Here is a 25,546-nt window from a genome sequence, read left to right as displayed (position 1 = left end):
CTTACCGCATGGAGGCAGGCAGATGGCAGTGGACTACACGACTCATGACGGCGTCGCCGTCATTACGCTAAACAATCCCCCGGTCAACGGGCTCGGTCTGTCGACGCGAGCCGGCATCGTCGAAGGGCTCGAGCGCGCGCAGAACGATCCGGCCATCAAGGCCATCGTGCTGACGGGCGCCGGCAAAGCCTTCTCAGGCGGCGCGGACATCACCGAATTCAACACGCCCAAAGCCACTCAGGAACCCACGCTCGCCACGGTCATCAAGGCCGTCGAAGGCAGCGCAAAGCCGGTTGTCGCGGCGATCCACAGCGTCGCCATGGGCGGCGGGCTGGAACTCGCGCTCGGCGCGCATTACCGCATCGCGGCACGCGGCGCGCAGATCGCGCTACCGGAAGTCAAACTGGGCATTCTGCCCGGTGCGGGCGGCACCCAGCGTCTGCCGCGCGCCATCGGCCTCGAAGCCGCGCTCAACATGATCGTGTCGGGGGCTCCGGTGATGTCCGAGAAGCTCACCGGCGCAGGCCTGTTCGACGACGTGGTGGAAGGCAATCTGGCCGAGGCTGCCCTGGCATTGGCGGGCAAGGTCGGCGCACAGGCTGGGCCACATCCGAAAGTGCGCGATCGCAAGATCGAACATCCGAATGCGGAAGGGTTCATCCAGTTCGCACGCAATAGCGTCGCGGCGATCGCAAAGAATTTCCCGGCACCGCACAAGTGCATCGACGCGGTCGAAGCAGGTGTGAAAGAGGGCTTCGACAAGGGCCTCGCGTTCGAACGCGAATGCTTCATGGCACTCGTGCAGACCCCCGAAAGCCGCGCGTTGCGTCATGCGTTCTTCGGTGAGCGCGCCGCCAGCAAGATTCCCGATGTGCCTGCGGATACGCCGGTGCGCGACATCAAGCAGGTCGCGGTGATCGGCGCCGGCACGATGGGCGGCGGCATCGCGATGAACTTCATCAACGCGGGCCTGCCGGTCACGCTGCTCGAAACGAAACAGGACGCGCTGGATCGTGGCGTCGCAACCATCCGCAAGAACTACGAGGCCACCGTCAAGAAGGGCAAGTTGAAGCCCGAAGCGCTGGAACAGCGCATGGCGCTCATCACGCCGACGCTCTCGTACGAAGATCTGAAGCATGCCGACCTGATTGTGGAAGCCGTGTTCGAAGAACTCGGTGTAAAGGAACAGGTATTCAAGCGTGTGGATGAAGTCGCGAAGGCGGGCGCGATCCTCGCATCGAACACCTCCACGCTGGACGTCGACAAGATCGCCGCGTTCACGAAGCGTCCCCAGGACGTGGTCGGCATGCACTTCTTCAGCCCGGCCAACGTGATGAAGCTGCTCGAAGTGGTGCGCGGCAAGGAAACCGCCAAAGACGTGCTCGCCACCGTCATGCAACTGGCGAAGAAGATCAAAAAGACCGCAGTGGTGTCGGGTGTGTGCGACGGCTTTATCGGTAACCGGATGATCGAGCAATACATTCGCCAGGCGCTTTTCATGCTCGAAGAAGGCGCGCTGCCGGCCCAGGTCGACAAGGCCATCGAGAAGTTCGGCTTTGCGATGGGCCCGTTCCGCATGAGCGATCTGGCGGGCAACGACATCGGCTGGGCCATCCGCAAGCGCCGCTATCTGGAGCATCCGGACATGCACTACTCGAAGATCGCCGACCGTCTGTGCGAGACGGGGCGCTTCGGGCAGAAGACCGGCGGCGGCTGGTACGACTACAAGGCGGGCGACCGCACCGCGTATCCGTCGAAGCTGGTGGACGAGATGATCGTCGGGTACTCGCAGGAAACCGGTGCGCGACGCCGCAAGATCAGCGACGCGGAAATCGTCGAGCGTCTGGTGTTCGCGCTCGCCAACGAGGGCGCGAAGATTCTCGAAGAGGGGATTGCATCCAAGGCCTCGGATATCGACATGGTTTATCTCACGGGCTACGGCTTTCCGCTGTGGCGCGGCGGTCCCATGCTGTACGCGGACACGGTGGGCCTCTACAACGTCGAACGGGCGATTCGCGGTTATGCCGCACGTCCGAACGGCGATGCGTGGCAACTCGCGCGCAGCATCGCGGAGCGGGCTGAACAGGGGCGCGGGTTCAACGGCTGAGCGGCTGAACCGATGAGCGGCTGGGCCTGAACCCGGGCAACGCGAGTGAAGCCCGGGTTGCCCGGCCCGCTGATCAAAAGCTAAGCGAGACAACACGAGGTACCGCGATGAAAGAGGCCGATGAAGTATTGCTCGTCATCGACGTGCAGAACGATTTCATGCCAAACGGCGCATTGGCTGTTGCGCAGGGCGATGAAGTCGTGCCGGTCATCAACCGGCTGGCGCGCGGGTTCAGTCATGTCGTGCTGACGCAGGACTGGCATCCGGCTTCGCACATCTCGTTTGCTGCCAATCACGCGGGCCGCGCGCCGTTTGACATGCTCACGCTGCCGTATGGCGAGCAGGTGCTGTGGCCGACGCATTGCGTGCAGGGCACGCCGGGCGCGGCCTTGCATCGCGACCTCGACATTGCTCATGCCCGGGCGGTGATCCGCAAAGGGCATCACGCCGCGGTCGACAGTTACTCGGCGTTTCTCGAAGCCGATCGCAAAACGCCCACGGGCCTGACAGGCTATCTACGTGAAACCGGCGTGAAGCGGGTCTGGTGCTGCGGCCTTGCGACTGACTATTGCGTCGCATGGTCGGCGCTCGATGCACGGGCAGCAGGATTTGAAGTTGCGCTGATCGAAGACGCTTCACGCGCCATCGATCTCAACGGTTCGCTCGAGGCTGCATGGCGCGATCTGCTGGCAGCAGGTGTCAAGCGTGTGCAGGCCGCGGAAGTCGCGGCGTGAGAAAGGCGTGAAGCGTTGCGAGCCGAGGGGCTGGCAACGGGCGCGCCGCATGCGAACGGGCCGGACGAACCCCATTTAACATTGAAAGCAGGAGACATGCATGACTGACGCCGTAATCGTATCGACCGCCCGCACGGGTCTTGCCAAATCGTGGCGCGGCGCTTTCAACATGACGCACGGCGCGACGCTCGGCGGGCATGTGACGCAAGCCGCGGTCGAACGGGCCAGGCTCGATCCGGCCCGCGTCGAAGATGTGATCATGGGCTGCGCCAATCCGGAAGGCGCGACGGGCGGCAACATCGCCCGGCAGATCGCCTTGCGCGGCGGCCTGCCCGTCAGCGTGCCGGGCATGACGGTCAACCGTTTCTGCTCGTCGGGTTTGCAGACCATTGCGCTCGCCGCGCAACGCGTGATTGCCGGCGAGGGCGAGGTGTTCGTCGCAGGCGGTGTCGAGTCGATCTCGTGTGTGCAGAACGAGATGAACCGCCACATGATGATCGAAGGCTGGCTGAACAAGAACAAGCCGGAGATCTACTGGTCGATGCTGCAGACCGCTGAGACGGTCGCCAAACGCTATTCGATTTCGAAGGAGCGTCAGGACGAATACGGCGTGCGCTCGCAGCAGCGCGCGGCGGCAGCCCAGGAAGCCGGCAGGTTCAATGACGAGATCGTGCCGATGACGGTGCTCGCGGGCGTCGCCGACAAGGCCAGCGGCCAGCTCCTCACGAAGGAAGTGACGATTGCCGCCGACGAAGGCATCCGGGCCGACACGACGCTCGAAGGCGTCTCGAAGATTCGCACGGCGCTGCCGGGCGGTGTGATCACGGCCGGCAACGCGAGCCAGTTCTCGGACGGCGCATCGGCGTGCGTGGTGATGAACGCGAAGGTCGCCGAACGCGAAGGGCTGCAGCCGCTCGGGATTTTCCGCGGCTTTGCGGTGGCGGGTTGCGAGCCCGACGAGATGGGCATCGGGCCGGTCTTCGCAGTGCCGAAGCTGCTCAAACAGGCAGGGCTGAAAGTCGAAGATATCGACCTGTGGGAACTGAACGAGGCGTTCGCCGTGCAGGTGCTGTACTGCGCCGACAAGCTCGGTATCCCGCACGACAGGCTCAACGTCAACGGAGGCGCGATTGCGGTTGGCCATCCGTACGGTGTGTCGGGCGCGCGTTTGACGGGCCATGCGCTGATCGAAGGCAAACGGCGTGGCGCGAAGCGGGTGGTCGTGACGATGTGTATCGGCGGCGGCCAGGGCGCGGCCGGCCTGTTCGAAGTGGTTTGAGCGCGAGGGTGCGCGTTGCCGGGTCCGGCGACGCGCAGCTTTCGCGGGTGCCGCCGGCACCGGTTACGTTAGCGCGGCTGCGGCACGCTTCACTGTCCCGCTAGCCCGAGTCCGGGCAGCGACAACACGCCTTGATCGAGGAAGCGCGCGCCGCCCGTCAGGCCGCCCGCCAACCGTCCGCGCAGGACGTAGGGATACTGCCCCGGCGGCGTATCGCTGCCGGCCAGTGAGAAGGCCTGACGCAGGACGGTAAAGGCAGGCACCGTCAGCGGCACGCTCACGATTGTCTCGCCGTAACGGGGCACCGTGCCGCGCTGATCGCTGACACCGCTGGCAAACGCCTTGCCGTTCAACTGCAGATCCACCGAGACACCGTCGAAATCCAGCGCGTCTTCGTTGGGATTCTGGATCCGCAGCTTCACATTGAAACGCATCTCCATTCCCTGACTGTCGAGCGGCTCGATGCCGGCTACGCTCACGCGCAACGGATCGTGCCCAAACCACCCGGCGCAGCCGCCTAGCGTGAGTATCGCGAGCAATCCGAGGGCGAGAAAGCGGGCAGAGCGGCCAGACCGCAACAGACGAAGTAAGGGCATAGCGGGCACCTCGTGTCGAACTGGGTTGGGCTTACGCGGCATTCTACCGGCACGCCCGCCATCCACGAGCACTATGAAACAGTTGCAGAGCGATCGAAAACGGACTTCAATGCCGTACTAACGCGATTCGTGACAGCCATCGATCAACCCTGTCTTCATAGGAAAGCCACGATGCACCGACGTCAATTCATCACCGGCACCAGTGTGTTGCTCGCCTCGAGCGGACTCACGCTGGCAGGCTGCACCACTACGCCGCTCGGCTCAGGCGAGACCGCCGAGGACTACACGCAACAGCGCAATACCATCAACGCCGGAATCGATTCGACGCTCACGCGCTTGCAGGGTACGGTGCAGGGTTCGCAGGAGATTCTTGCCAAAGCGCGCGGCGTGCTGGTGTTTCCCTCGGTGTTTGCGGCGGGTTTCTGGTTCGGTGGGCAGTACGGCCAGGGCGGACTGCGCGTCGACGGGCAGACGACGGGTTACTACAGCACGGTTGCCGGTTCGTTCGGTCTGCAGATCGGCGTGCAATCCAAGGCGATCATTTTCGCCTTCCTGACCCAGGACGCGCTCGACCGTTTCATGCAAAGCCAGGGCTGGGCAGCCGGCGCGGATGCCACCGTGGCGCTGGCGAAAATCGGCGCGAACGGCAATCTGGATACGTCGACGACCTTGAGCCCGGTGGTCGCGTTCGTGCTGACCAATGCGGGGTTGATGGCTGGCATTTCGCTGGAAGGCACCAAGGTTTCACGGCTGGTGATCTGAGCGCGACGCGCACAGCGCGGCCAGCCTGTCGTGAGGCACAGGCCGTTCGCTGGTCGCTGCTTGTCACCGCTGGTCGCCGCCGCTCGCGGCCGGTTGCGCTCCGGGCAGGATCGACTGCCTCAGTCGATCTCGACCACTACTTTGCCGCGCGCCGTGCCCCCAGTGATGGCCTCGTAGGCGAGTTCGGCGGAACCCAGATCGAAGCGGCGAGGATCGAGGCGCGGTTTGAGCTTGCCTGCTTCCGCGAGCCGTGTGGCTTCGCGAAGCATGGATCCATGGTGAGCGCGATGCTCGCCACTCAGGAGCGGATACAGCGTGAACACGCCCGAATAGCTCGCCTCGCGGAACGAGAGCGGGGCGAGGGCATGGGTTCCCCAGCCCAACGCGCTCACCACGTGGCCGAAATGTTTGACCGCGGCAAACGATGCATCGAGCGTCGCGCCACCCACCGTATCGACCACCAGCTGAAAACCTTTGCCGTCCGTTGACGAGGCCACGTACTGCTCGACGGTTTGCGCCCGACGATCGATCGGTGTCGCACCCAGACTCGCCACGAAATCCAGATCGCGCGTGCTCGCGGTGGCGAACACTTGCGCGCCAAGCGCATGCGCCAGTTGCACGGCGACATGGCCGACGCCGCCCGCGCCGCCCTGAACCAGGACGGTTTGCCCGGCCTGCAGCCGGGCCCGGTCCACGATGCCCGCATACGCGGTGATGAAGGCGAGCGGCAAGGCGGCGGCTTCACGCATCGACAGATTCGCCGGCTTTAGCGCAAGCAGGTTCGCATCGACGGCTGCGTATTGGGCCAGCGACCCCTGGATGCCGCCGACGCCGCCGGTCATCCCATACACCTCGTCGCCCACCTTGAATCCGCTCACGCCATCGCCGAGCGCCTCGACCACGCCCGCCATGTCGATCCCCAGCACCAGCGGCAACGGGTGCTTCGCGTGGTCGGCGCTGCCGGCGCGAATCTTGGTATCGAGCGGATTCAATCCGCTGGCCGCAATCCGTATTAGCACCTGACCTTGCGCAGGACGCGGGCGGGACAGCTCGGTCAGTTCGAGCGGGCCGTGGTAACGGTTGAGGACGAGGGCGTGCATGGACATGGCGATTTCCTTTCCGGTTGAGTGAACATTGCAACAGGTCCATACTCGTTCATGCGAAAAGGCATGTAAATCAACGTTATTGAATTCGAGTCAAACAAAAATGAATGGACACGAACTGGACTGGAGTGATGTGCGCGTGTTTCTCGCGATTGCCCGTTCCGGCACGCTGGGCGCGGCGGCGCGGCAAACCGGCCAGACCCAGCCGACCATGGGCCGGCGCCTGCGCGCACTCGAGGAGGCAACTGGACACGCGTTGTTCCAGCGCACCCGCGACGGCTTCGTCCTGACCGACGAGGGCACGTCAGTGCTGGCCTACGCCGAGCGCATGGAAGAGGAAGCGCTGGGCTTCACGCGGGCGCTGGCCGGCAAGGACGCGCAATTGACGGGCCTGCTGCGCGTGTCGTCATCGGACTGGTTCGGCATACACGTGTTGACACCGGTGTTCGCCCGCTTTCTCGAGCAGCATCGGGGCGTCTCGATCGAACTGGTGACGGATTCGCGCCGCTACAACCTCGCGCGCCTCGAAGCGGATCTGCTGTTCCGCATCACGCCTTTCGACGAAACCGATGTCATCCAGCGCAAGCTGATGCACATGGACTACGCCTTGTACGGACGCCTCGATCTGGTTGCGCCGCAGCCAGGCGACGGGCAAGGTCACACGCTGATCACGATGAACAGCGCCTTCGAAACGCTGCCCGACGTGGCGTGGGTCACACGCATGTTGCCGAATGCGCGGATCGCGTTTGCCAGCAACAACCGCGGCGCGCAGGCGCGGATGTGCGCGGAAGGCGGCGGCTTTGCGGTGCTGCCGTGTCTGCTCGGCGACTCGACCCCCGGACTGCGGCGCGTCGATCTCGGCGAGGCGCCGCCGGGTCGGGACGTCTGGCTCGGCTACCACCGCGATCTGCGCCGGGTGGGGCGCTTACGGGCCTTGCTCGACGCGACGATCGCGACACTCGGCGACGGCTGAAGGGACTGGCTCACGTAACGCCAGCCTCAGGCCAATTCTCATTCCAGGCAAATTCCAGAGATATGTATAGAACGGTACCTTGCATAAAACAGTAGGGGCTGCTACATTGCAGTCATGGTCATCGCGGCCATCAGTCCGTCCGGTGACAGTGCATAGCACGGTACCTTGCAACGCACACTACAAACCGTAAAAGCCGATGAAAACGCAGTTGAAAAAAGGAACGCTCGATATGTGCGTGCTGGCCGTCCTGGCTCGCGGGGACAGTTACGCCTACGAGCTTGTATCGACCCTCGCCGAGACGATGGAAATCAGCGAGGGCACGATCTACCCGCTGATGCGCCGGCTGCAGGCCGAGGCATGGGTGTCGACCTACCTCGTCGAGTCGAACTCCGGGCCGCCGCGCAAGTACTACTCGCTGACGGGCAACGGCCGCAGCAGTCTGCTGGAGATGGAAGAGGAATGGCGCAGTTTCGTGGACGAAGTGAACGGCGTACTTGAACAACCCGCCACAAAAATGAACCCAGGGGAAAACCCATGAAGCAGGACGTATTCATTGAAGCGCTGCGGCGGGAATTGGGCAGTCTGCCCAAGCCGGCGGTCGATGAAATCATTGCGGATTATCGCGAGTACATTGGCGACGCGCTGGCCGCCGGACGGCGCGAGGAAGATGTCATCGCGGCGCTTGGCGACCCGGTCAAACTCGCTCGCGAACTGAAAGCGCAGGCGAACTACCGTCAATGGCAAGACCGCCGTTCGTTTGGCAACCTGATTCGCGTGATCATGTCGATCTCCGCGCTCGGCCTGCTGAACGTCCTGCTGCTGATCCCGTTCATACTGTATCTGGCCGTGCTCACGGTCGGCTACGTGGTGTCGGCAGGACTGACGGTTGCCGGACTGGTGGGTGTGATCGCACTAAGCGGCCATCATTTCTTCGGCAAGACCGCGCGAGATGCGCTGCCGTTCAGCTTCAGCACTAGCACTAGCACCAGCCGCAGCGCCAGCGAGACGGCGCAAACGGCGCAGACGGCGCAGACGGCGCAAACGGCACCTGGCGGCGCCTCCGCGACGAAGGACACCGACGACGCCGACGACGATAGCGACGACGAAACGCCGACCAACCTGAAGAGCCTGAAAATCGTCGGCGACCGTTTCGTTTTCAATCTGAGCGACGACAGCAGGCTGGAAGTGGTCACGCGCGCCGGCGCGATCCAGATACGCAACAACGGCGGCAAGCTCCGCTTCGAGAGTTCGTCCGATGCCGCGCGGCACCTGTTGACCAACGATGCGGACGGCACGTGGAGCATCGCTCGCGACGACGTAGTCACGCTGCAGTTGAAAGACGACGACGAGAAAGTATCGTTTGTCCGATCCGCCAGTGACCCCAAATCGGGCGTGTGGGACATCTCGAGCGACGACGGCGACAACGTCAAGCTGGAGCAGGACGCGCGTGGCAAGACCCGTCATCTGACGGCGAAGAGCGGCCAGGACTCGGTGGACATCAGCAACGGCAACGTCGCCATCAATGACGGTCACGACGTGATCCGCGTGAAGGCATCGGAAGGCGAATACACCTACGCAATCGTGATGTTGCCCATCGGTCTGCTGGGTCTCGCGTTGTGTATCTGGCTGACACGGATAACGTGGCGACGCGTGGCACGCTACGTGAAACGGCAGATCGACGTGGTGTCGGAAAGTCTCGACCGCCAGCAGACGTCCTGAAGAAGCGCAGGTAATACCCGGACCTCGAAGTGCCGGGTATCCAGACACTTAGTAGTACGGATAAACACTTTTTGCTTTGAAAGAGGAAATCGTCATGAACATCGATTACCCAAGCATCGCTTCCAGCAGAGCGCGCCTCCATCGCGCACCGGCACTGCGTTTTTCCGGTGGAAGAGAAGTCAATCCCCTGCGTATTGCCGACTGGCTGATGTGCGGCTTGCGCGCCGCCGGCGTTCAGCCGGTGTTGTGGCTCAGCGTGTTGCTGATCTGCGCCGATTTCGCCACGGCATTAGTGTTCCTGCCGCTGTTGCGTCCGCTGGCGGTGCTGCTGGCGCCGCTCGTCGTGGGCGGGCTGATGGTGCTTCAGGACGGCGCCGCGAGGGGCGAACCGGTATCGCTGCGTGACGCGTTCGCGGCACTGGCGCGGCGCAGCAACGCGCTATGCGTGATCGGACTGTATGGCGCGGCAATCGTGGCCGTCGGCTACGTGATTCTGCTGGCGACGTTCCATGTCTCGCTGGACGCTTCGGTGACGGCGAGCGGCGTGCATAGGCTGTCGATCAGTTACGGCGGCGATCATGGCGTGCGGGGCGCGCTCGAATCGCTGCTCGGCGCGTCGATCTTTGCGGTCGCGATTGCCTCCGCCTGCTTCGCTCCGGCACTCGTGATGCTGCACGACATGACCCCGCACGACGCGATGCTGGCAAGCCTGAGCGGCGCCGCGCGCAACTGGCCCGTCACCGTGATGTACTTCGCCGCCATGACGGTGGCGGTGCTGTTCGCGCCAATGGTGCCGCTGGCGCTGCGCGCTTTGGTGCTGACGCCGCTGTTGACCGCGGTGCCGCTGCTGTCGATCTACGGCGCTTACCGGGATGTGTTCCTCGGACGCTGAGCGGGAGGCCGCGCGGCGAGGCTTTCTGCCGGACTGAAGAATACCTCGCGCCCGCTACCAGGCCGACGCGTTCGTCTGCGCAGTCAGATCCTTCTCCATGAAGACACTCAGCGGATCGGGCCGGTAATCCGCAAACGGCTCGCGGACGACGAAGCCCGCGCGGCCGTAGAGACCGAGCGCCGAATGACTGTCGATCCCGGTTTCAAGCCGCAGCCAGCGCACGCCGTGTGCACGCGCCTCGCGTTCGAGTCGCGCGAGTATCGCCCTGGAGAGGCCCTGGCCGCGGGCTTCGGGTTCCACCCACATCCGTTTGATTTCCGCCCAATCGCCTTTCAAAACCACGGCACCGGTCGCCAGCGCCGCACCCGATCCGTCGCGGGCAACGTGAAACAGCACGCTGGGTTCGCGCAGCGAATCGAGCGGCAGGAGGTGGTTACTCTCGGCGGGATAAAGTTTTGCGGCTTCCGCGTCGCCATGCTCGAGCAAGGCAATGATGTCGGGCTGGGCAGGATCTTCGATGGCGATATTCATGAATGACGAATTTTTTGTAAACGAATGGTCAGGCAGGCAAGAGCTTATCAAAGGTGGGCGTGCGCGCCACTATCGTTTTTCTCGCGCGTCAGGGCCGCAGATAGGGGCTGTGCCTGACATTGGCGGAGCAGAATACGCGGAACTCGACCGGCTCGTTCGCGGGCGCGGCCTCGACGACCCCGCAGGCATGCAGCACGTGCTGCAACGCTGAGATCACCTGGCCGTCCGGGTCCTGATCGATGACGATATCCATGATGCCGGCCTCGATGTATTGACGATGCACGTCGAGCATCTCATGTCCGATCCACGTCACCTGTCCGGCGAGGCCCGCCTGACGCAAGGCGGCCTCGATGCCGGCCGAGCCGTAACCGGTGCTATAGATGCCGGCCAGCGTGCCGCGTTTGAGTGCTGCGCTTACGACGCGATAGCAGCGGTCGTCCTGATCGAGCGATTCCATGGATGAGATTTCGCACGTCAGATGGCCGAAGTTTTCGCTAAGTTGCGCGCGGCACCCTTCGACGCGGTCGACATGCGCGCGATAGTCGAGCCGGCCCGGCAATAGCAGCACCCGCCCGGGATGCCGTGCGAGACGGCCGATAAAGTAGCCGGCCGTGCGCCCCGCACGCAGGTTGTCGATACCCGCGTAATGCAGCCGCTCGATGCCGCCGATATCGGTGACCATGGTCGCCACCACTTCGCCGCGTGCGATCGCCGCCGCGAGCGCGGTGCGCACGTCGGGGGTGTCCTGTGCCGTGACGATCAACGCCGCGCGCCGGTAGCGGGGGCGGCCGAGCGTCTGCGGCAGGCGCGCCTCGTCGGCGGCGGACAGCAGCACCCGGTGCACGACGACACGCCGGTCGAGCATCTGCATGGAGCGCTGCAGCGCCTCGCGCAGGCGGTTGAAGAACGGCAGGTCGTTGGCGGGCAACAGCACGTCGATATGGACGAGCCCATGCAGGGTGTCGGGCAGGACGCGCGGCACAGCGAGTTGCCGCGCGGCGGCGACCACCCGCTCACGCGCCTTGGCCGACACGCTGCCGCGTTCGTTCAGCACGCGGTCGACCGTGGTCGTGCTGACACCGGCCAGTTCCGCGATTTCGACGAAGCGCGCCGTGCGCTTACGCCACCGCGGGGTTTCCTCGGACACGGTTTGCCTCCGGCTCGACGGGGCGGTGCGGGATCGCAGCGCCATGGCTACGCTAGAGGAGTGGCGAAATTTCGTCAATCTTCCCGTTGAGGCACGCCGTCCGCCCGCCTATTTTTCATCTTGCGAGCTCCACGCCGGACGAGGCGGAGCCGACCTGAACCAGGAGACACAGGTGGCGAATACGCAGACAGAAGCACAGGCGCCGGCGAGCGCGGCGCGCGACGCTTACCGGCTGATCGGCGGTGCGGGCGAACGGGCGCGGGCGGCGGGCCTCGTCAATGCCGAGTGGTACAAGTGTCCGGTGCCGCGTCCGGTGATGAAGCAGTTGATGCAGCGCAGCGATACGCCAGCGCTTCGCGATACGCTGCTCTGGTACGCGGCGATCCTCGCGAGCGCGGTACTCGCCGGATTGGCGTGGCACGCGCACTCGTGGTGGGCGATCCCGGCGTTCCTGCTGTACGGCACGCTGTATTGCAGCCCCGCCGATTCGCGCTGGCACGAAGCCGGGCACGGTACGGCCTTCAAAACGCGCTGGATGAACGACGTGCTCTACCAGATCGCGTCATTCCAGGTGTTTCGCCGCGCAACGGTATGGCGCTGGAGCCATGCACGCCATCACACGGACACGCTGGTCGTCGGGCGCGACCGGGAAATCGCCGCGCCTCGGCCCACCGACTGGCTCGGACTCGCGCTCAACGTGTTCGCGATCAGACACGTCGCATCCGAACTGCCGAAGATGGTCAGCGCGGCGTTTGGCCGGGTCGGCGCGGAAGAGGAGACCTACGTTCCCGCATCCGAATGGCCGAAGGTGATCCGCGAGGCGCGCGCCAGTCTGTTCGTCTATGCGCTGGTGATCGCGGCGTGCCTCGGCCTGCACTCGATCTTGCCGTTGTTGTATATCGGACTGCCGAGCCTTTACGGCGCGTGGCTCTACCTCTATTTCGGTCTCACGCAGCATGCGGGCATGCCGGAGAACGTGCTCGACCATCGCCGCAACTGCCGCACGATCATGATGAATCCGCTGTTCCGCTTTCTCTACTGGAACATGAATTACCACGTCGAGCATCACATGTTCCCGATGGTGCCGTTCCATGCCTTGCCGCGCTTGCACGAGACGGTCAGGACGGACATGCCGCCGCCGTACCGCAGCAGCCTCGCCGCGTACGCGGAGATCATTCCGGCGCTGGTGCGGCAGACCCGCGATCCGTCGTATGCAGTCGTGCGGCCGGTGCCCGGCACCGCGCAGGCCTGACCCCGCACGACCCGGCACGCCCCTCAAAGAAACTCTGGAGACCAACATGACGCAATGGATCGATGCAGCCGCATTCGACGCTATCGAGGACGAAGACGTGATGCGCTTCGATCATGCGGGCCGTACCTTCGCGATCTACCGGGTGGAAGACCAGGTCTATGCGAGCGACGGTCTCTGCACTCACGAGCACGTCCATCTGAGCGACGGCTTCGTGATGGGACACGAGATCGAATGTCCGAAACATAACGGCCGTTTCGACGTTCGCGATGGCCGGCCGCTGTGTGCGCCCGTCTGCGAAAAACTGCAGACGTATGCGGCGAAGATCGAAGGCGGACGGATCCTGATCGAGGTTTGACGAGCGGGTTTCCGTAACTTTGGACGGCGCGATCAAGGTAGGGTAAGGTATTGAGCCAATTAACTGGCGCGAACCGCAGGAACCCTATGATTCGACATATTGTGATGTGGAAGTTGAAGGAATCGGCAGAAGGCGCGAGCCGCGCGGAAAACGCGGCGAAGCTCAAGGAAAAACTCGAAGGCTGCCGCGGTATCGTCCCGGGCATCCTGCATCTCGAAGTGGGCCTTGCCGAGCCGGGTTTCGAATCCACCTACGACGTCGTGCTGGTGTCCGACTTCGCCGACAAGGCGGCGCTCGACGCCTACCAGGTTCATCCCGTGCACCTGGCGCTCAAGGGTTTCGCCGGCGCCGTGCGTGAATCGCGCGACTGCGTCGATTACGTCGTCTGACCCACGACAATGACTGATCCGCAGAAAGTGGGGGGCGTCCACTCGGCGGCCGGCGCTCCGGGGGGCGGCCATCCGGCGGCCGGCGCGCCGGAATCCGCCCATCCCGCCGCACCCTCGGCCACGCCCGGCGTCGGCTCCCACGCCCAGGCTGTACTCGAAAGTCCTTTCGTCGACCGTCTCGGCGTGCAACTGGTGTCCGCTGCGGACGGCGTCAGCGAAGTGATTCTGCCGCTTGCGCCTGATCACATGAACACGTGGGCGGTTGCCCACGGCGGCGTGACGATGACGCTCGCCGATGTCGCGCTGGCGATGGCCGCTCGCAGTCTCGCGGGCGACGGCGTCGGGGTCGTTACCGTGGAAATGAAAGTCAACTTCATGCAACCGGGGCGCGGCGAGTTGCGCGCTTTCGCGCGCGTGCTGCATCGTTCAACCACAATGGCTTATTGCGAAGGCGAAATTCGCGATAGCGAAGGCCATTTTGTTGCGAAGGCGCTCGGGACGTTCAAGTACATGAAGCGTCTTGCCGTGGGCCGCGAGGTGACGCATCAGCGTCTACGCAGCGACCCCTCTGCCAAACCCGGTCCCAGCGACGGTTAACACGCAACAGCGGGACGCGCCGCTCGCGCGCCCCGCTGTGCAGGTCGAAGCTTGCCCGGTTTCACCCAAAATCCAGGAGACGATCGTCATGACCCAGATCAACCGCCAACTCGTTCTCGCGTCCCGTCCGGATGGCGCGGCCACGCCGGATAATTTCAGGCTCGTCGAAACGCCGCTGGCGCCGCTCGCGCAAGGCGAGTTTCGGGTGCGCAATCACTACTTGTCACTCGATCCGTACATGCGCGGGCGCATGAACGACAGCAAGTCGTACGCCGCGCCGCAGCCGCTCGACGAAGTGATGATCGGCGGGACCGTGGGCGAAGTCGTGGAATCGAAGCATCCGAAATTCGCCGTGGGCGACAAGGTCGTCGCGATGTTCGGCTGGCAGGAATACGGCACCTCGGACGGAACCGGTGTACGCAAGGTCGACGACACGCATGTGCCGCTCTCCGCGTATCTCGGCTCGGTAGGCATGCCGGGTGTCACCGGGTGGTACGGTCTGAACAGGATCATCGCGCCGAAGGCCGGCGAGACCGTGGTGGTCAGCGCGGCGAGCGGGGCGGTCGGCAGCGTCGTCGGGCAACTGGCGAAGCAGGCTGGTGCGCGGGCGGTCGGCATTGCCGGTGGTGCGGACAAGTGCCGTTACGTGGTGGAGCACCTCGGCTTCAATGCGTGCGTCGACTACAAGGCCGGCAACCTGTATCAGGACCTCAAGGCCGTGACGCCGCAGGGTGTCGACGGGTACTTCGAGAATGTCGGCGGCGAGGTGCTCGACGTGGTGCTGGCGCGGATGAACGCGTTCGGCCGCATCGCATTGTGCGGGATGATTGCCAGCTATGACGGCCAACCGTTGCCGCTCAAACACCCGGCGCTCCTGTTGACGCAGCGTTTGCTGGTGCAAGGCTTCATCGTCAGCGAGCATCCGGAAGTCTGGCCCGAAGCGCTCACGCAGCTCGGCATGCTCGTCGCGCAAAAGAAGCTGCACTTCCGCGAAAGCATCGCCCAGGGGCTCGAACAGGCGCCGGAGGCGTTCATCGGCCTGCTCAAAGGCAAGAACTTCGGCAAGCAACTGGTCAGGCTGATCTGAGACAGCCCGGCCGGTCCGTCAGAACGGATTGGCCGCGTGTCGTATCCGGGACGGCGCCGCTGCACGCGTGCGTCCCGCACAACCCATAAATAACGGAGACACTCGATGTTCCAGTTCGAAGGCAAAGTGGCGGTCATCACCGGCGCGGCGAGCGGCTTTGGGCGGGCGTTCGCCGAAAAAGGTGCGGCGCTCGGCATGAAGCTGGTGCTGGCCGATGTCGACGATGTCGCGCTCGCTCAGACCGTCGAGGCATTGCGCACGGCTGGCGCCGACGCGATCGGCGTGCCGACCGACGTTTCGGATGCCAGCCAGGTTGAAGCGCTGGCCCTCGCGGCCCTCGACGCATTCGGCAAGGTCCATCTGCTGTTCAACAACGCAGGCGTGGGCGCGGGCGGCTTCCTGTGGGAGAGCACGGCCAACGACTGGACGTGGGTGTTCGGTGTCAACGTGATGGGCGTCGCGCACGGCGTGCGCGTGTTCACGCCGATCATGCTGCAGCAGAGCGAACCGGCGCATATCGTCAATACCGCCTCGGTGGCGGGGCTTTTGTCGCCGCCGGCGATGGGCATCTACAACGCCTCCAAGCACGCCGTCGTTTCGCTGACGGAGACGCTTTACCACGATCTGCAGAATACCGGCGGACAGGTGGGATGTTCGCTGCTGTGCCCGGCGTTCGTGCCGACCGGCATCGCCAATGCCGAACGCGCGCGTCCCGACACCTTGCGCAACGACGCGGCGCCGACCCGCTCGCAACTCGCCGCGGGCAAGCAATTGCAGCGGGCGGTGCAGTCGGGCAAGCTGAGCGCGCAGGATGTCGCGGAGCTGACGTTCGCGGCGATTGAAGCAGGGCGCTTCTACATCGTCACGCACCCGGCGATCATGCCGACCGTGCACCTGCGCCACGAAGATATCGAGCAGCAGCGCAATCCGACCGATCCGCTGTCGCTCAAGCCGGAGGTCAAGGGCGCATGAGTGGCGCCGAGTGATCGCTGAACGCCTCGCCGACGCGGGCCACAGCGCGCGGGCCGTAGCCGCTTCATGGCATCATACGGCGCACACTTGTTCCGTGGCGCGTCTGCGCCGCCCGACGCACGATGCCGCTGAATCCGAAGATCGAGCAGGTGCTCGACATGATCGCGCGGGCGAACCGCCCGCCGTACCACACCCTCACCGCGCAACAGGCGCGCGCCGCGTACGAGATGAGCGCGCCGATTCTCGAGATTCCGGGCGCGCCGATGTTTTCCGTCGAAGATCTCAGCGTGCCGACGCGCGATGGCGCGACGATCCGCGCCCGCCTTTATCAGCCGTCCGAGGCGAGTTGGGCCGAGCCCGCGCCTGCGCTCGTCTATTACCACGGCGGCGGGTTGACTGTCGGCAGCGTCGACACGCACGATGCGCTGTGCCGGATGTTCGCGCGCGACGGGCGATGCGTCGTGCTCTCAGTCGACTATCGGCTCGCGCCCGAACATAAGTTCCCCACTGCCGCGCATGACGCGTTCGATGCATTGAGCTGGCTGCACGCCAATGCGGGCTTGTATGGCATCGACACAGGACGCATCGCCGTCGGCGGCGATAGCGCGGGCGGCACGCTCGCCACGGTCTGCGCGGTGTTGGCCCGCGATGCCGGTCTGCCGAAACTAGCCTTGCAAATGCTGATCTACCCGGGCACGAGCGCGAATCAGCAGACCGGTTCGCACGCGAGGCTTGCCGAGGGCTATCTGCTCTCGGGGGCCACGATCCAGTGGTTTTTCGAGCAGTATCTTCACGATGCCGGCGAGCGCGACGACTGGCGCTTTGCGCCGCTCGACGGCACGCGTGGTGCACCCGCTTTCGGTGGTCTCGCGCCGGCCTGGATTGCGACGGCGGAATACGATCCGCTGAGCGACGAAGGCGTCGCTTACGCAGAGAAGCTGCGTGCGGCCGGCAACGACGTCACGCTCAAGCGTTACGCCGGCATGATCCACGAGTTTTTCAAAATGGGCGGCTTCGTTGCCGATGTGGCGCAAGCGCATGCCGACGCAGCCGGCGCGTTGCGCGTGGCTTTCGGGCTCGACCCGGATTGAGCATCGAAACCAAAGCCAAAGACGAAGCCAAAAACGAAGCCCGCCTCAGCGTTCGATATTGAACGCGAAACTTCGCTCGAAATCACCAGGACGGACTACCCGATGCGAGCCGTTGTCGTCGCTGCGTTCGGCGACGGCAGCGCTGAGATGCTCGCCATGCTTGCAGTTCGCCACGACCCTCAATGCGGTCGTGCCGCGCGTGCCATACTCCGGCGACTCAATAAACGCCGCCGATAGCGCCCGTTCGCGTTCGAGCGGAATCCCGGTCGACGGCAACTCGTCGTCGCGGGCGAGGCGCGGATCGCGCATCAGATCGATGAGTCGCTCGAGCGGCACGAGGGGATCCGCGCCGACGAGCGCACCTAACTCGGCACGCTTGCGCACGAGCTTGGGCCATGGTGTGTCGAGCACCGCATTGGAGATGCCGTGCGTACCGGCCGCGAGCAAGGCGGGGCCCGCCGTCGAGCGGTTGCAATACCAGCCGAGCTCGCGCCGCGACCAGTCACCCACCAGCAGGTTAAAACCGTTATAGATCTCGCCGTCCTGGGCGACCTCGTGCAGGTAATCGAGCGGCGCGCGCTGCGCGGACGGTTCGCCCAGCAGCCAGTTGCTGACGAGCGTCCCGCGGGTGGGGGCATCAGGGCGCATTTCGTGCGGCGCCCGGTAGTTCGTCAAGGCTGCGAACCGGCCGTCGCGGGTCATGCCGAGCCACGTGCCGCCGCCCACCAGATCACGTCCAGCCAGCACACCCGGCGCTTGCAGCCACCAGTGCATGGGCTCGGCCGTACGGCGCAGAAACTCGTCGCGATTGGCGGCAAGCGTAAAGAGCGGTCCATCGAGCGCATCGGGCCGCCAGTCGAAGACGATCAGGCACATCGGGGCGAGTCTCCCGCGGTGGGGTAAGGAGGTTCAATGTGGCCGTGCAGCGGTACATGCATGGCGCCGGGACCTCGATAAACGGGCACAAGATACAGGCTCAGGATGCCGGCGACAGCGGTGCGGTAAATGGATTGCGAATCCGCAACTGCTGGTCGACTAGCAGGCCGTCCTGCATGTCTTCGGAGTACAAGGTTTCGCATCCACTCACGAGCGCGGCGCCGACGATCATCGCGTCATAAACGCTGAACCCATATCGCTGCGCCGCCAACCTGCCGCGCTCATGCATTTCGACAGTCAAGGGCTCGACCGCGCACAGCGAGCGTATGAGCGTCAACACTTCATCGAGCTGGGCCCAAGGCATCGCCAGCTTGCGTCGTGCGACATTGGTGATTTCGTTCAGCACCTGCACGCCGATCCGGCCGCCGGCCCGAACGGTGGCCTCGGCGCGGTCAGCTTTGGCCGCATCGGCCGATAGCAGGTAAAGCAATACATTGGTATCGATGAACGCTTTAGCCGCGGGCATTCGCGTCGTCCCGGTCGAACGTGAAATCGGCAGGAAGTGTGCCGCGGAACGCGCGCAGGCGGGCGAGGAATTCCTCGCTTCCGGGTTTCCTGCTCAACTCGAACACCCGGGCGTCGGCGACACGTACTTCAATGTCGTCGCCTTCGTGCAACGCCAGCGCTTCGACCACCGAAGCAGGCAGCCGGATGGCCAGACTATTTCCCCACTTTGAGACTTGCATGGCAGGCGCCCGATTGGTTGATATACATGTCGAAAAGTATATCAACGACGTAGCGCAGCGCCACGCCGTCTCAAACCTCAGCGGGCAACGCGTACGGCAGCGGCAGGAAGGCCAGCGCCGGCCCGTCAGCCGCGCCCAGATGAACCGAACCCGTTTCCAGCGCGGCGAGCTTGACCTCGACCAGCACATCCACGCCGCCATCCGGCGCCGACGCAGCGTTGACGATCATGCCGCACGGCTGACCCGGATCGTCCGAGTGGAACACTTCCGCGCCCGGCGCGACGGTGTCGAGCCCACCCGCGATGTTGGCGAGCGCGGTGCGCCGCTTGATCGTGCCGCGATACTGGCTGCGCGCGACCACTTCCTGACCGGGGTAGCAGCCCTTGCGAAAATTCACGCCGCCGAGCACGTCGAAATTGACCATCTGCGGCACGAACTGTTCAACCACTGGCTGAGTGATGCGCGCCTCGCCCGCGTGGATATCGAGCCAGTCCCACACGGCTGCGGAGGCGCGCGTGAGCTTGCCGTCGAGCACCGGCAAACGTGCTTCGACCTCGGCCTTCGGCCCGATCCACAGATACCGCAAGCGTCCGAGCGCGTCCGGTACGCGGATCAGCGCGCCCGCCGGGCCGTCCACCTTGACGTGCACACCATCCGGCACCGCGTCGAACACGCCCGAGAGCGCCTTGCGCACGTCGCCCGCGAGGCCCACCACCGCCAGTTCGGCGCTGGCATCCGTGAGCTTCGCCTTGGCGCGCAGCACGAACATCGACAGACGCTTTTGCACGGCGGGCTGGACGTCTTTCGATACCAGCAGACGGATCGTTTCGCCGCTGCGCCAGCTCAGAAACGACGCCAGCAAGCGGCCCTTGGCCGAGCAGTAACCGGACAGCCGGGCGATGGCCGCTTCAAGATGCTGGGTGTCGTTGGTCAACTGGCCGTGCAGGAAGCTCGCTGCATCGTCACCGGTTGCGTCGATGACGCCGAATTGCGTCAGCGGCATATACGCGCCGTGCTCCGTCACAGCGTCGAATTCCGCGCGCGCGGGACGCGGCAGCGGCGGGAGTGAGACCGGTGTGGCAGCAGCAACGGTGCCGGGGACAGGAGCGAGCGGTGCATTCATGGATTCACTGAGCAGTCAATTCTGACTTTAGCTAGGGCAAGCAAGTATTATATGGGGTCCACCCCAGCCATGTTTCGCATGTCCCTTCTGAAGAAATGTCTCGTTGCCGGCACGATTGTCGTTGCGCTGGTCGCAGCCGCTGTTGCCGGCGGATATCACTGGGCCAACACCCCCGTCAACCTGAACCCCGCGCAACTCGACGTCACCGTCAAACCGCACAGCAGCCTGCGCAGCGTCACGCTGCAGCTGAATCGCGGCGGCGTGCCGCTCGAGCCGGAGCTGTTCGTCATGATGACGCGCCTGCTCGGGCTGCAAAGCGAGCTCAAATCGGGCAATTACGAGTTCAAAAGCGGCGTGACGCCGTACGAAGTCCTGCAAAAAATCGCGCGTGGCGACGTGAACGAGTATGTCGCCACGATCATCGAAGGCTGGACCTTCAAGCGCATGCGCGCCGAACTGGACACCAATCCGGCCTTGACGCACGATACGGCCGGCATGAGCGACGCCCAGCTGCTGACCGCGATCGGGGCACCGGAAGCGTCCGTTGGCAACGGCGAAGGGCTGTTTTTCCCGGACACGTATCTGTTCGACAAGAACACCAGCGACCTCGACGTCTACCGCCGCGCGTATCGTCTGATGCACGAGCGCCTCGACGAGGCGTGGTTGGCACGGGCGCCAGGCCTGCCGTACAAGACGCCGTATGATGCGCTCACCATGGCATCCATCATCGAAAAGGAAACCGGCAAGCCGTCGGACCGGCCGATGGTGGCGGCCGTGTTCGCGAACCGCCTGCGGGTGGGCATGCCGCTGCAGACCGATCCGACCGTGATCTACGGCATGGGCGACAGCTATGCGGGCCATCTGCACAAGCGCGATTTGTTGACCGACACGCCCTATAACACCTATACGCGGATGGGCTTGCCGCCAACCCCGATTTCGTTGCCGGGGGTTGCGTCCTTGCAGGCGGCGCTCAATCCGGCGCAGAGCACCGCGCTGTACTTCGTGTCGCGCGGCGACGGCAGCAGCATTTTTTCTGACACACTCGGCGATCACAACAAGGCCGTCGACAAATATATTCGAGGGCAATGATGGCGCGGGGCAAATTCATCACGTTCGAGGGCATTGACGGTGCGGGCAAGACCACCCATCTCGCATGGTTTCGCGAGCGCCTCGAACAGCACATCGCGTCCAGCGGCCGGACGGTCGTCATGACCCGGGAGCCCGGCGGCACCGCGCTCGGCGAGGCGCTGCGCGAGATCCTGCTGCATCGGAAAATGGATCTCGAAACCGAAGCCTTGCTGATGTTCGCCGCCCGCCGCGAACATCTTGCCGAGGTCATCGAGCCGGCTCTGGCGCGCGGCGACTGGGTCCTGTCGGACCGCTTCAGCGACGCGACCTTTGCGTATCAAGGCGGCGGCCGCGGCCTGCCGCGCGACAAGCTCGAAGCACTCGAACGCTGGGTGCAGGGCGGCTTTCAGCCGGATCTGACGCTGCTGTTCGACGTGCCGCCCGATACGGCCAGCGAGCGGCGCAGTTCCGCGCGTGAACCGGACCGTTTCGAGAGCGAATCGGACGCGTTTTTCACCCGCACGCGCGCCGAGTATTTACGCCGTGCGGAAGAAGCGCCGTACCGGTTCGCTATCATTGACTCTTCGCAGAATATTCCGCTGATTCAGGAAAGACTCGAAGAGTTGATTGCAACGCTTTGATTTTAAATAAATATAATCGCCAATTATAACGAGTCGACAGTTCTTGTTGCACTTGAGATAGAGTTGTCAACCGATTGAATTCAAAGAGAAACAATGATTTATCCGTGGCAAGCCGATGACTGGAACCGTCTGCAACAACTGCGCGGGCATTGGCCGCATGCGTTGCTGCTTCATGGGCAGGCGGGAATCGGCAAGCTGCGCTTTGCGCAGCATCTGGCGCAAGGCCTGTTGTGCGAGGCGCAGCTTCCCAGCGGCGAGCCGTGCGGCACCTGCGTCGCATGCAACTGGTTCGTGCAGGGCAATCATCCGGACTACCGGCTGGTCGTGCCGGAGGCACTCGCCGCGGAAGCGGGCCTCGCCAGCGCCGCCGCGGACGAAAAAGCCGAAAAGGCCGACGCCGACGACAGCAAAAAGACCCGCACGCCAAGCAAGGAAATCAAGATCGAACAGGTGCGCGCGCTGCTGGATTTCACCGGCGTGGGTTCGCACCGCGGCGGCGCGCGGGTCGTCGTGCTGGCGCCTGCCGAGGCGCTCAACGTCGCGGCCGCCAACGCGCTCCTGAAAACGCTCGAGGAACCGCCCGCGGGCGTGGTGTTCCTGATGGTGTCGGCGCGCATCGACCGTCTGCTGCCGACGATCATCAGCCGCTGCCGTCAGTGGCCGATGACGGCGCCCGCGGCGCAGGTCGCCACCCAGTGGCTGGCCGCGCAGGGCGTGGCCGACGGCGCGGCGCTGCTGGCCGAGGCGGGCGGCGCGCCGCTCACCGCGCTGGCGCTGGCCAGCGACGAAAACCGCACGCTGCGTGACTGGACCCTCAGGCAACTCGCCGCCGGGCCGCAGTGCGACGCGTTTGCGTGCGCCGAGGCGTTGCAGAAGCTGCCGGTGCCGCTCGTGCTCGGCTGGCTGCAGCGCTGGCTGTATGACCTGCTCGCGCAACGCACCGCCGGCGCACCGCGCTATTTCCCGCAGGCTGGAGCGGCGCTCACGCGCTGTGCGGCCCAGGCGGACGCCACCGCATTCGCCCGTTACACCCGGACCGTGACCCGCCAGCGCGCGGTGGAAAATCATCCGCTCAACGCGCGGCTGGTCTTCGAGGAGCTGTTTATCGGCTATCGAGACCTGTTCGCCTGAGCCCCGTTTGATCCACCCTGATTCTGACTTTCCGACTGATACCTGATACGTTCGCCACCGCCATGAGCCTTTCTTACCGCGATGCCACGCTCGACGATCTGCCCGCCATCGTCGCCATCTACAACTCAACCGTGCCTTCGCGGCAGGTGACGGCCGATCTGGAGCCGGTGAGCGTCGAAAGCCGGCTTGCCTGGTTTCATGCGCATGGACCGGAAAAACGGCCGTTGTGGGTCGTCGAAGCAGACGGCCGGGTGGTCGCTTGGCTGAGTTTTTCGGATTTCTACGGCCGCCCGGCCTATTCGCGCACCGCCGAGGTCAGCATCTATCTGGACGACGCAGCGCGCGGCAAGGGACTCGGCAAGCAGTTGCTGGCGGCATCTCTCGAGGCCGCGCCGGCGCTTGGCATCGATACCGTGCTGGGTTTCATTTTCGGCCACAATGAAGCGAGCCTGCGGCTGTTCCGCAGTTTTGGCTTCGGCGATTGGGGTTCGCTGCCGCGCGTGGCGGTACTGGATGGCGTCGAGCGCGATCTCATCATTCTCGGCCGGCGGCTCTAGGCGGCTGCCTGAGGTGTCGGCGTGAGGCGTGGGCTGGCTCGGGGGCCTGAGGGATCAACCTTAGGCAACGGCCCGAAACAACGGCCTGAGTCAACGGCCCAATACCGCGACCCAAAGCCTCGACCCAAACACCCCGCTCCAGAAGCATTCAGACCACTATCGGATTCATCGCAGGACACCACCATGTTTGTCGACTCGCACTGCCACATCAATTTCGAAGGACTCGCCGACCGCCTGCCGCAGGTCATCGAGAACATGCGCAGCCACTCGGTCACGCATGCGCTGTGCGTCTCCGTCGACCTGGAAACGCTGCCGTCCGTGCTGGCAGTCGCCGAGGCGTACGAGAACGTCTACGCGTCGGTTGGTGTGCATCCGGATCACGAGGACGCGCAGGAGCCGAGCGTCGCCGAACTGATCGACCTGGCCCGGCACCCGAAAGTGGTCGCGATCGGCGAGACAGGGCTCGACTACTACCGTCTCGAAGACCGCACGATTGCCGACATGGAATGGCAGCGCGAGCGTTTTCGCACCCATATCCGCGCCGCGCACGCGACCGGCAAGCCGCTGATCATCCATACGCGGTCGTCGGCGCAAGACACGCTGCGGATCATGGCCGAGGAGCAGGCGGGCGTTCCCGGCGGCGTGATGCACTGCTTTACCGAACCATGGGCGATTGCCGAACAGGCGCTGGCGCAGAATTTTTATATCTCACTCTCCGGCATCGTTACGTTCAAGAGCGCAACCGACGTGCAGGACGTGGCACGGCGCGTGCCGCTCGAACGGCTGCTGATCGAAACCGACTCGCCGTACCTCGCGCCCGTGCCGTATCGCGGCAAGCCGAATGAACCTGCGTACGTAAGTTATGTCGGACGCTTCATCGCGCAACAACGCGAGATGCCGGACGCGGCGCTGGCCGCCGCGACGACGGCCAACTTCTTCCGGCTCTTCAGGCTTCCGGCGCCGGCCGGCGTCTGAGCCGTAAAGGCAAACATTATCAACAGGATAGGGACGATTCCTAAAGCCATTTATGAACCAATACTCGACTCAAATCCTCGCCCCGATCAACGCATCGTCCGCCGAAAACCGTCCGCGGAGTCTGTCGTCACTGCGCCTTGGCGCGGTTCGCGTCGCCCGGGCGGCAGCGCGCGTGACCCTGGCAGGCGGTTTCGCCTGCGCCGCGCTGGTCGCACTGCCGGCGCAGGCCGCGCCTGCTGACACCCTGATCAAGGCCGTCAAGTTCGACGACGTCAACGAAGTCAACAAGCAGCTTTCACACGGCATGGACCCGAATCTGACCGACGACCAGGGCATGCCGCTGCTGGTAATCGCCGCCCGCGAAAAGTCGGACAAGGTCGCCGCCGCGCTGGCCGCCAACCCGAAGACCAACCTCGAAATCACGGACAAGGCCGGCGAAAACGCCATGATGCTGGCCGCGCTGAACGGCGACATGGAGATGGTGCAACTGCTGATCTCGAAGGACGCCGAGGTCAACAAGAAGGGCTGGGCGCCGCTCCATTACGCGGCCGCCAACGGCCATGACGACGTCGTCAAGCTCCTGCTCGACCACTCGGCGTATATCGACGCCGGCTCGCCGAACGGCACCACACCGCTGATGATGGCCGCACGCGGCGGCCATGTCTCGACCGTGAAGCTGCTGCTCGACAACGGCGCGGACCTGAACGTAAAGAACCAGATCGGCCTGAATGCGCTGGACTTTGCCAAGCAATACAAGGAACCGGACGTCGTGGAAGGTCTGACGGCGCGCATGCAGCAAACGCCGCAGAAGTAACGCAAGTAACGCAGCCGGTATGCTTCGCA

At 64.4% G+C, this 25,546-nt stretch carries 29 protein-coding genes; 21 read left to right on the top strand and 8 right to left on the bottom strand.

The features are described from left to right. The first annotated feature begins 22 nt into the window (after window positions 1-22). The 3 genes from P3T43_RS08625 to P3T43_RS08615 all read left to right on the top strand — a co-directional run bounded on the left by P3T43_RS08625 (window position 23) and on the right by P3T43_RS08615 (window position 4,120). A complete protein-coding gene (locus P3T43_RS08625; RefSeq protein WP_429280623.1) occupies window positions 23-2,107 on the top strand; it encodes a 3-hydroxyacyl-CoA dehydrogenase NAD-binding domain-containing protein in 2,085 nt (694 codons plus the stop codon). A 107-nt stretch (window positions 2,108-2,214) separates the two neighbouring features. After that, window positions 2,215-2,841, top strand: a complete 627-nt coding sequence (gene pncA, locus P3T43_RS08620) for a bifunctional nicotinamidase/pyrazinamidase (protein ID WP_429280622.1) — start codon at window positions 2,215-2,217, stop codon at window positions 2,839-2,841. 100 nt (window positions 2,842-2,941) lie between these two features. Next, on the top strand, window positions 2,942-4,120 hold the full coding sequence (locus P3T43_RS08615; protein WP_429280621.1) for an acetyl-CoA C-acyltransferase: 1,179 nt from the start codon (window positions 2,942-2,944) through the stop codon (window positions 4,118-4,120). Window positions 4,121-4,209: 89 nt separating this feature from the next. On the opposite strand, the gene P3T43_RS08610 is transcribed toward P3T43_RS08615, so the two are convergent. Further along, the gene (locus P3T43_RS08610; protein ID WP_429280620.1) at window positions 4,210-4,716 is read right to left on the bottom strand and encodes an LEA type 2 family protein; all 507 of its coding nucleotides are present in this window, start codon (window positions 4,714-4,716) and stop codon (window positions 4,210-4,212) included. A gap of 171 nt (window positions 4,717-4,887) precedes the next feature. Here P3T43_RS08610 and P3T43_RS08605 point away from each other — a divergent pair, with 171 nt between their 5' ends. Beyond that, window positions 4,888-5,478 (top strand): BPSL1445 family SYLF domain-containing lipoprotein, encoded by a 591-nt coding sequence (locus P3T43_RS08605; protein ID WP_429280619.1) that lies wholly within the window; start codon window positions 4,888-4,890, stop codon window positions 5,476-5,478. 119 nt (window positions 5,479-5,597) lie between these two features. Here the strand turns inward: P3T43_RS08605 and P3T43_RS08600 are convergent, their stop codons facing one another. After that, window positions 5,598-6,584 carry a zinc-dependent alcohol dehydrogenase family protein gene (locus tag P3T43_RS08600; protein ID WP_429280618.1) on the bottom strand — a complete coding sequence of 329 codons (987 nt, stop codon included), beginning with the start codon at window positions 6,582-6,584 and terminating at the stop codon, window positions 5,598-5,600. A 100-nt stretch (window positions 6,585-6,684) separates the two neighbouring features. On the opposite strand from P3T43_RS08600, the gene P3T43_RS08595 reads away from it, so the two are divergent. The 4 genes from P3T43_RS08595 (at window position 6,685) to P3T43_RS08580 (ending at window position 10,165) form a co-directional block, all read left to right on the top strand. Further along, entirely contained in the window at window positions 6,685-7,554 is an 870-nt protein-coding gene (locus tag P3T43_RS08595; protein ID WP_429280617.1) for a LysR family transcriptional regulator, read from the top strand. 196 nt (window positions 7,555-7,750) lie between these two features. Continuing rightward, the gene (locus P3T43_RS08590) at window positions 7,751-8,092 is read left to right on the top strand and encodes a PadR family transcriptional regulator (protein WP_429280616.1); all 342 of its coding nucleotides are present in this window, start codon (window positions 7,751-7,753) and stop codon (window positions 8,090-8,092) included. Then, complete coding sequence (locus tag P3T43_RS08585; protein WP_429280615.1) at window positions 8,089-9,273, top strand: DUF1700 domain-containing protein; 1,185 nt, start codon at window positions 8,089-8,091, stop codon at window positions 9,271-9,273. Before P3T43_RS08590 ends, P3T43_RS08585 begins: the two co-directional genes overlap by 4 nt. 94 nt (window positions 9,274-9,367) lie before the next feature. Continuing rightward, window positions 9,368-10,165, top strand: a complete 798-nt coding sequence (locus tag P3T43_RS08580; protein WP_429280614.1) for a BPSS1780 family membrane protein — start codon at window positions 9,368-9,370, stop codon at window positions 10,163-10,165. 54 nt (window positions 10,166-10,219) lie between these two features. Here P3T43_RS08580 and P3T43_RS08575 read toward each other — a convergent pair whose 3' ends face one another. Beyond that, window positions 10,220-10,696: a GNAT family N-acetyltransferase gene (locus tag P3T43_RS08575; protein WP_429280613.1), complete on the bottom strand. Its 477-nt coding sequence runs from the start codon at window positions 10,694-10,696 to the stop codon at window positions 10,220-10,222. An 88-nt stretch (window positions 10,697-10,784) separates the two neighbouring features. Then, entirely contained in the window at window positions 10,785-11,843 is a 1,059-nt protein-coding gene (locus P3T43_RS08570; protein ID WP_429280612.1) for a LacI family DNA-binding transcriptional regulator, read from the bottom strand. 172 nt (window positions 11,844-12,015) lie between these two features. Between P3T43_RS08570 and P3T43_RS08565 the strand changes: the two genes are divergently transcribed. The 7 genes from P3T43_RS08565 (at window position 12,016) to P3T43_RS08535 (ending at window position 17,586) form a co-directional block, all read left to right on the top strand. Beyond that, window positions 12,016-13,095 carry a fatty acid desaturase family protein gene (locus P3T43_RS08565; protein ID WP_429280611.1) on the top strand — a complete coding sequence of 360 codons (1,080 nt, stop codon included), beginning with the start codon at window positions 12,016-12,018 and terminating at the stop codon, window positions 13,093-13,095. A gap of 46 nt (window positions 13,096-13,141) precedes the next feature. After that, entirely contained in the window at window positions 13,142-13,450 is a 309-nt protein-coding gene (locus P3T43_RS08560; protein WP_429280610.1) for a non-heme iron oxygenase ferredoxin subunit, read from the top strand. An 86-nt stretch (window positions 13,451-13,536) separates the two neighbouring features. After that, on the top strand, window positions 13,537-13,839 hold the full coding sequence (locus P3T43_RS08555) for a Dabb family protein (RefSeq protein ID WP_429280609.1): 303 nt from the start codon (window positions 13,537-13,539) through the stop codon (window positions 13,837-13,839). 9 nt (window positions 13,840-13,848) lie between these two features. Beyond that, window positions 13,849-14,436 carry a PaaI family thioesterase gene (locus P3T43_RS08550; RefSeq protein WP_429280608.1) on the top strand — a complete coding sequence of 196 codons (588 nt, stop codon included), beginning with the start codon at window positions 13,849-13,851 and terminating at the stop codon, window positions 14,434-14,436. 88 nt (window positions 14,437-14,524) lie between these two features. Next, the gene (locus P3T43_RS08545; RefSeq protein WP_429280607.1) at window positions 14,525-15,523 is read left to right on the top strand and encodes an NADP-dependent oxidoreductase; all 999 of its coding nucleotides are present in this window, start codon (window positions 14,525-14,527) and stop codon (window positions 15,521-15,523) included. A 105-nt stretch (window positions 15,524-15,628) separates the two neighbouring features. Then, complete coding sequence (locus tag P3T43_RS08540) at window positions 15,629-16,495, top strand: SDR family oxidoreductase (protein ID WP_429280606.1); 867 nt, start codon at window positions 15,629-15,631, stop codon at window positions 16,493-16,495. 122 nt (window positions 16,496-16,617) lie between these two features. Then, window positions 16,618-17,586, top strand: a complete 969-nt coding sequence (locus P3T43_RS08535; protein WP_429280605.1) for an alpha/beta hydrolase — start codon at window positions 16,618-16,620, stop codon at window positions 17,584-17,586. A gap of 45 nt (window positions 17,587-17,631) precedes the next feature. Here P3T43_RS08535 and P3T43_RS08530 read toward each other — a convergent pair whose 3' ends face one another. The 4 genes from P3T43_RS08530 to P3T43_RS08515 form a co-directional block, all read right to left on the bottom strand. Then, entirely contained in the window at window positions 17,632-18,462 is an 831-nt protein-coding gene (locus P3T43_RS08530; RefSeq protein ID WP_429280604.1) for an NRDE family protein, read from the bottom strand. A 100-nt stretch (window positions 18,463-18,562) separates the two neighbouring features. Continuing rightward, complete coding sequence (locus P3T43_RS08525; protein ID WP_429280603.1) at window positions 18,563-18,988, bottom strand: PIN domain-containing protein; 426 nt, start codon at window positions 18,986-18,988, stop codon at window positions 18,563-18,565. Continuing rightward, on the bottom strand, window positions 18,975-19,208 hold the full coding sequence (locus P3T43_RS08520; RefSeq protein WP_429280602.1) for an AbrB/MazE/SpoVT family DNA-binding domain-containing protein: 234 nt from the start codon (window positions 19,206-19,208) through the stop codon (window positions 18,975-18,977). The genes P3T43_RS08525 and P3T43_RS08520 overlap by 14 nt, the downstream gene beginning before the upstream one ends. A 70-nt stretch (window positions 19,209-19,278) precedes the next feature. Further along, entirely contained in the window at window positions 19,279-20,331 is a 1,053-nt protein-coding gene (locus P3T43_RS08515; protein ID WP_429280601.1) for a YgfZ/GcvT domain-containing protein, read from the bottom strand. A 78-nt stretch (window positions 20,332-20,409) separates the two neighbouring features. On the opposite strand from P3T43_RS08515, the gene mltG reads away from it, so the two are divergent. The 6 genes from mltG to P3T43_RS08485 all read left to right on the top strand — a co-directional run bounded on the left by mltG (window position 20,410) and on the right by P3T43_RS08485 (window position 25,517). Further along, a complete protein-coding gene (gene mltG / locus P3T43_RS08510) occupies window positions 20,410-21,420 on the top strand; it encodes an endolytic transglycosylase MltG (protein WP_429280777.1) in 1,011 nt (336 codons plus the stop codon). Further along, entirely contained in the window at window positions 21,420-22,040 is a 621-nt protein-coding gene (tmk, locus tag P3T43_RS08505) for a dTMP kinase (protein WP_429280600.1), read from the top strand. The genes mltG and tmk overlap by 1 nt, the downstream gene beginning before the upstream one ends. A 93-nt stretch (window positions 22,041-22,133) precedes the next feature. After that, entirely contained in the window at window positions 22,134-23,171 is a 1,038-nt protein-coding gene (locus tag P3T43_RS08500; protein ID WP_429280599.1) for a DNA polymerase III subunit delta', read from the top strand. A gap of 62 nt (window positions 23,172-23,233) precedes the next feature. After that, window positions 23,234-23,728, top strand: a complete 495-nt coding sequence (locus tag P3T43_RS08495) for an N-acetyltransferase family protein (protein WP_429280598.1) — start codon at window positions 23,234-23,236, stop codon at window positions 23,726-23,728. Between the two features lie 183 nt (window positions 23,729-23,911). Next, window positions 23,912-24,703 (top strand): TatD family hydrolase, encoded by a 792-nt coding sequence (locus tag P3T43_RS08490; protein WP_429280597.1) that lies wholly within the window; start codon window positions 23,912-23,914, stop codon window positions 24,701-24,703. A 52-nt stretch (window positions 24,704-24,755) separates the two neighbouring features. Further along, window positions 24,756-25,517 (top strand): ankyrin repeat domain-containing protein, encoded by a 762-nt coding sequence (locus tag P3T43_RS08485; RefSeq protein ID WP_429280596.1) that lies wholly within the window; start codon window positions 24,756-24,758, stop codon window positions 25,515-25,517. The last annotated feature ends 29 nt before the right edge of the window (window positions 25,518-25,546 follow it).

This window comes from Paraburkholderia sp. GAS41 (genome assembly GCF_050436545.1).
GTDB lineage: Bacteria > Pseudomonadota > Gammaproteobacteria > Burkholderiales > Burkholderiaceae > Paraburkholderia.
The sequence above is the reverse complement of the archived record's forward strand: the minus strand, read 5'-3'. Positions and strand labels throughout refer to the sequence as shown.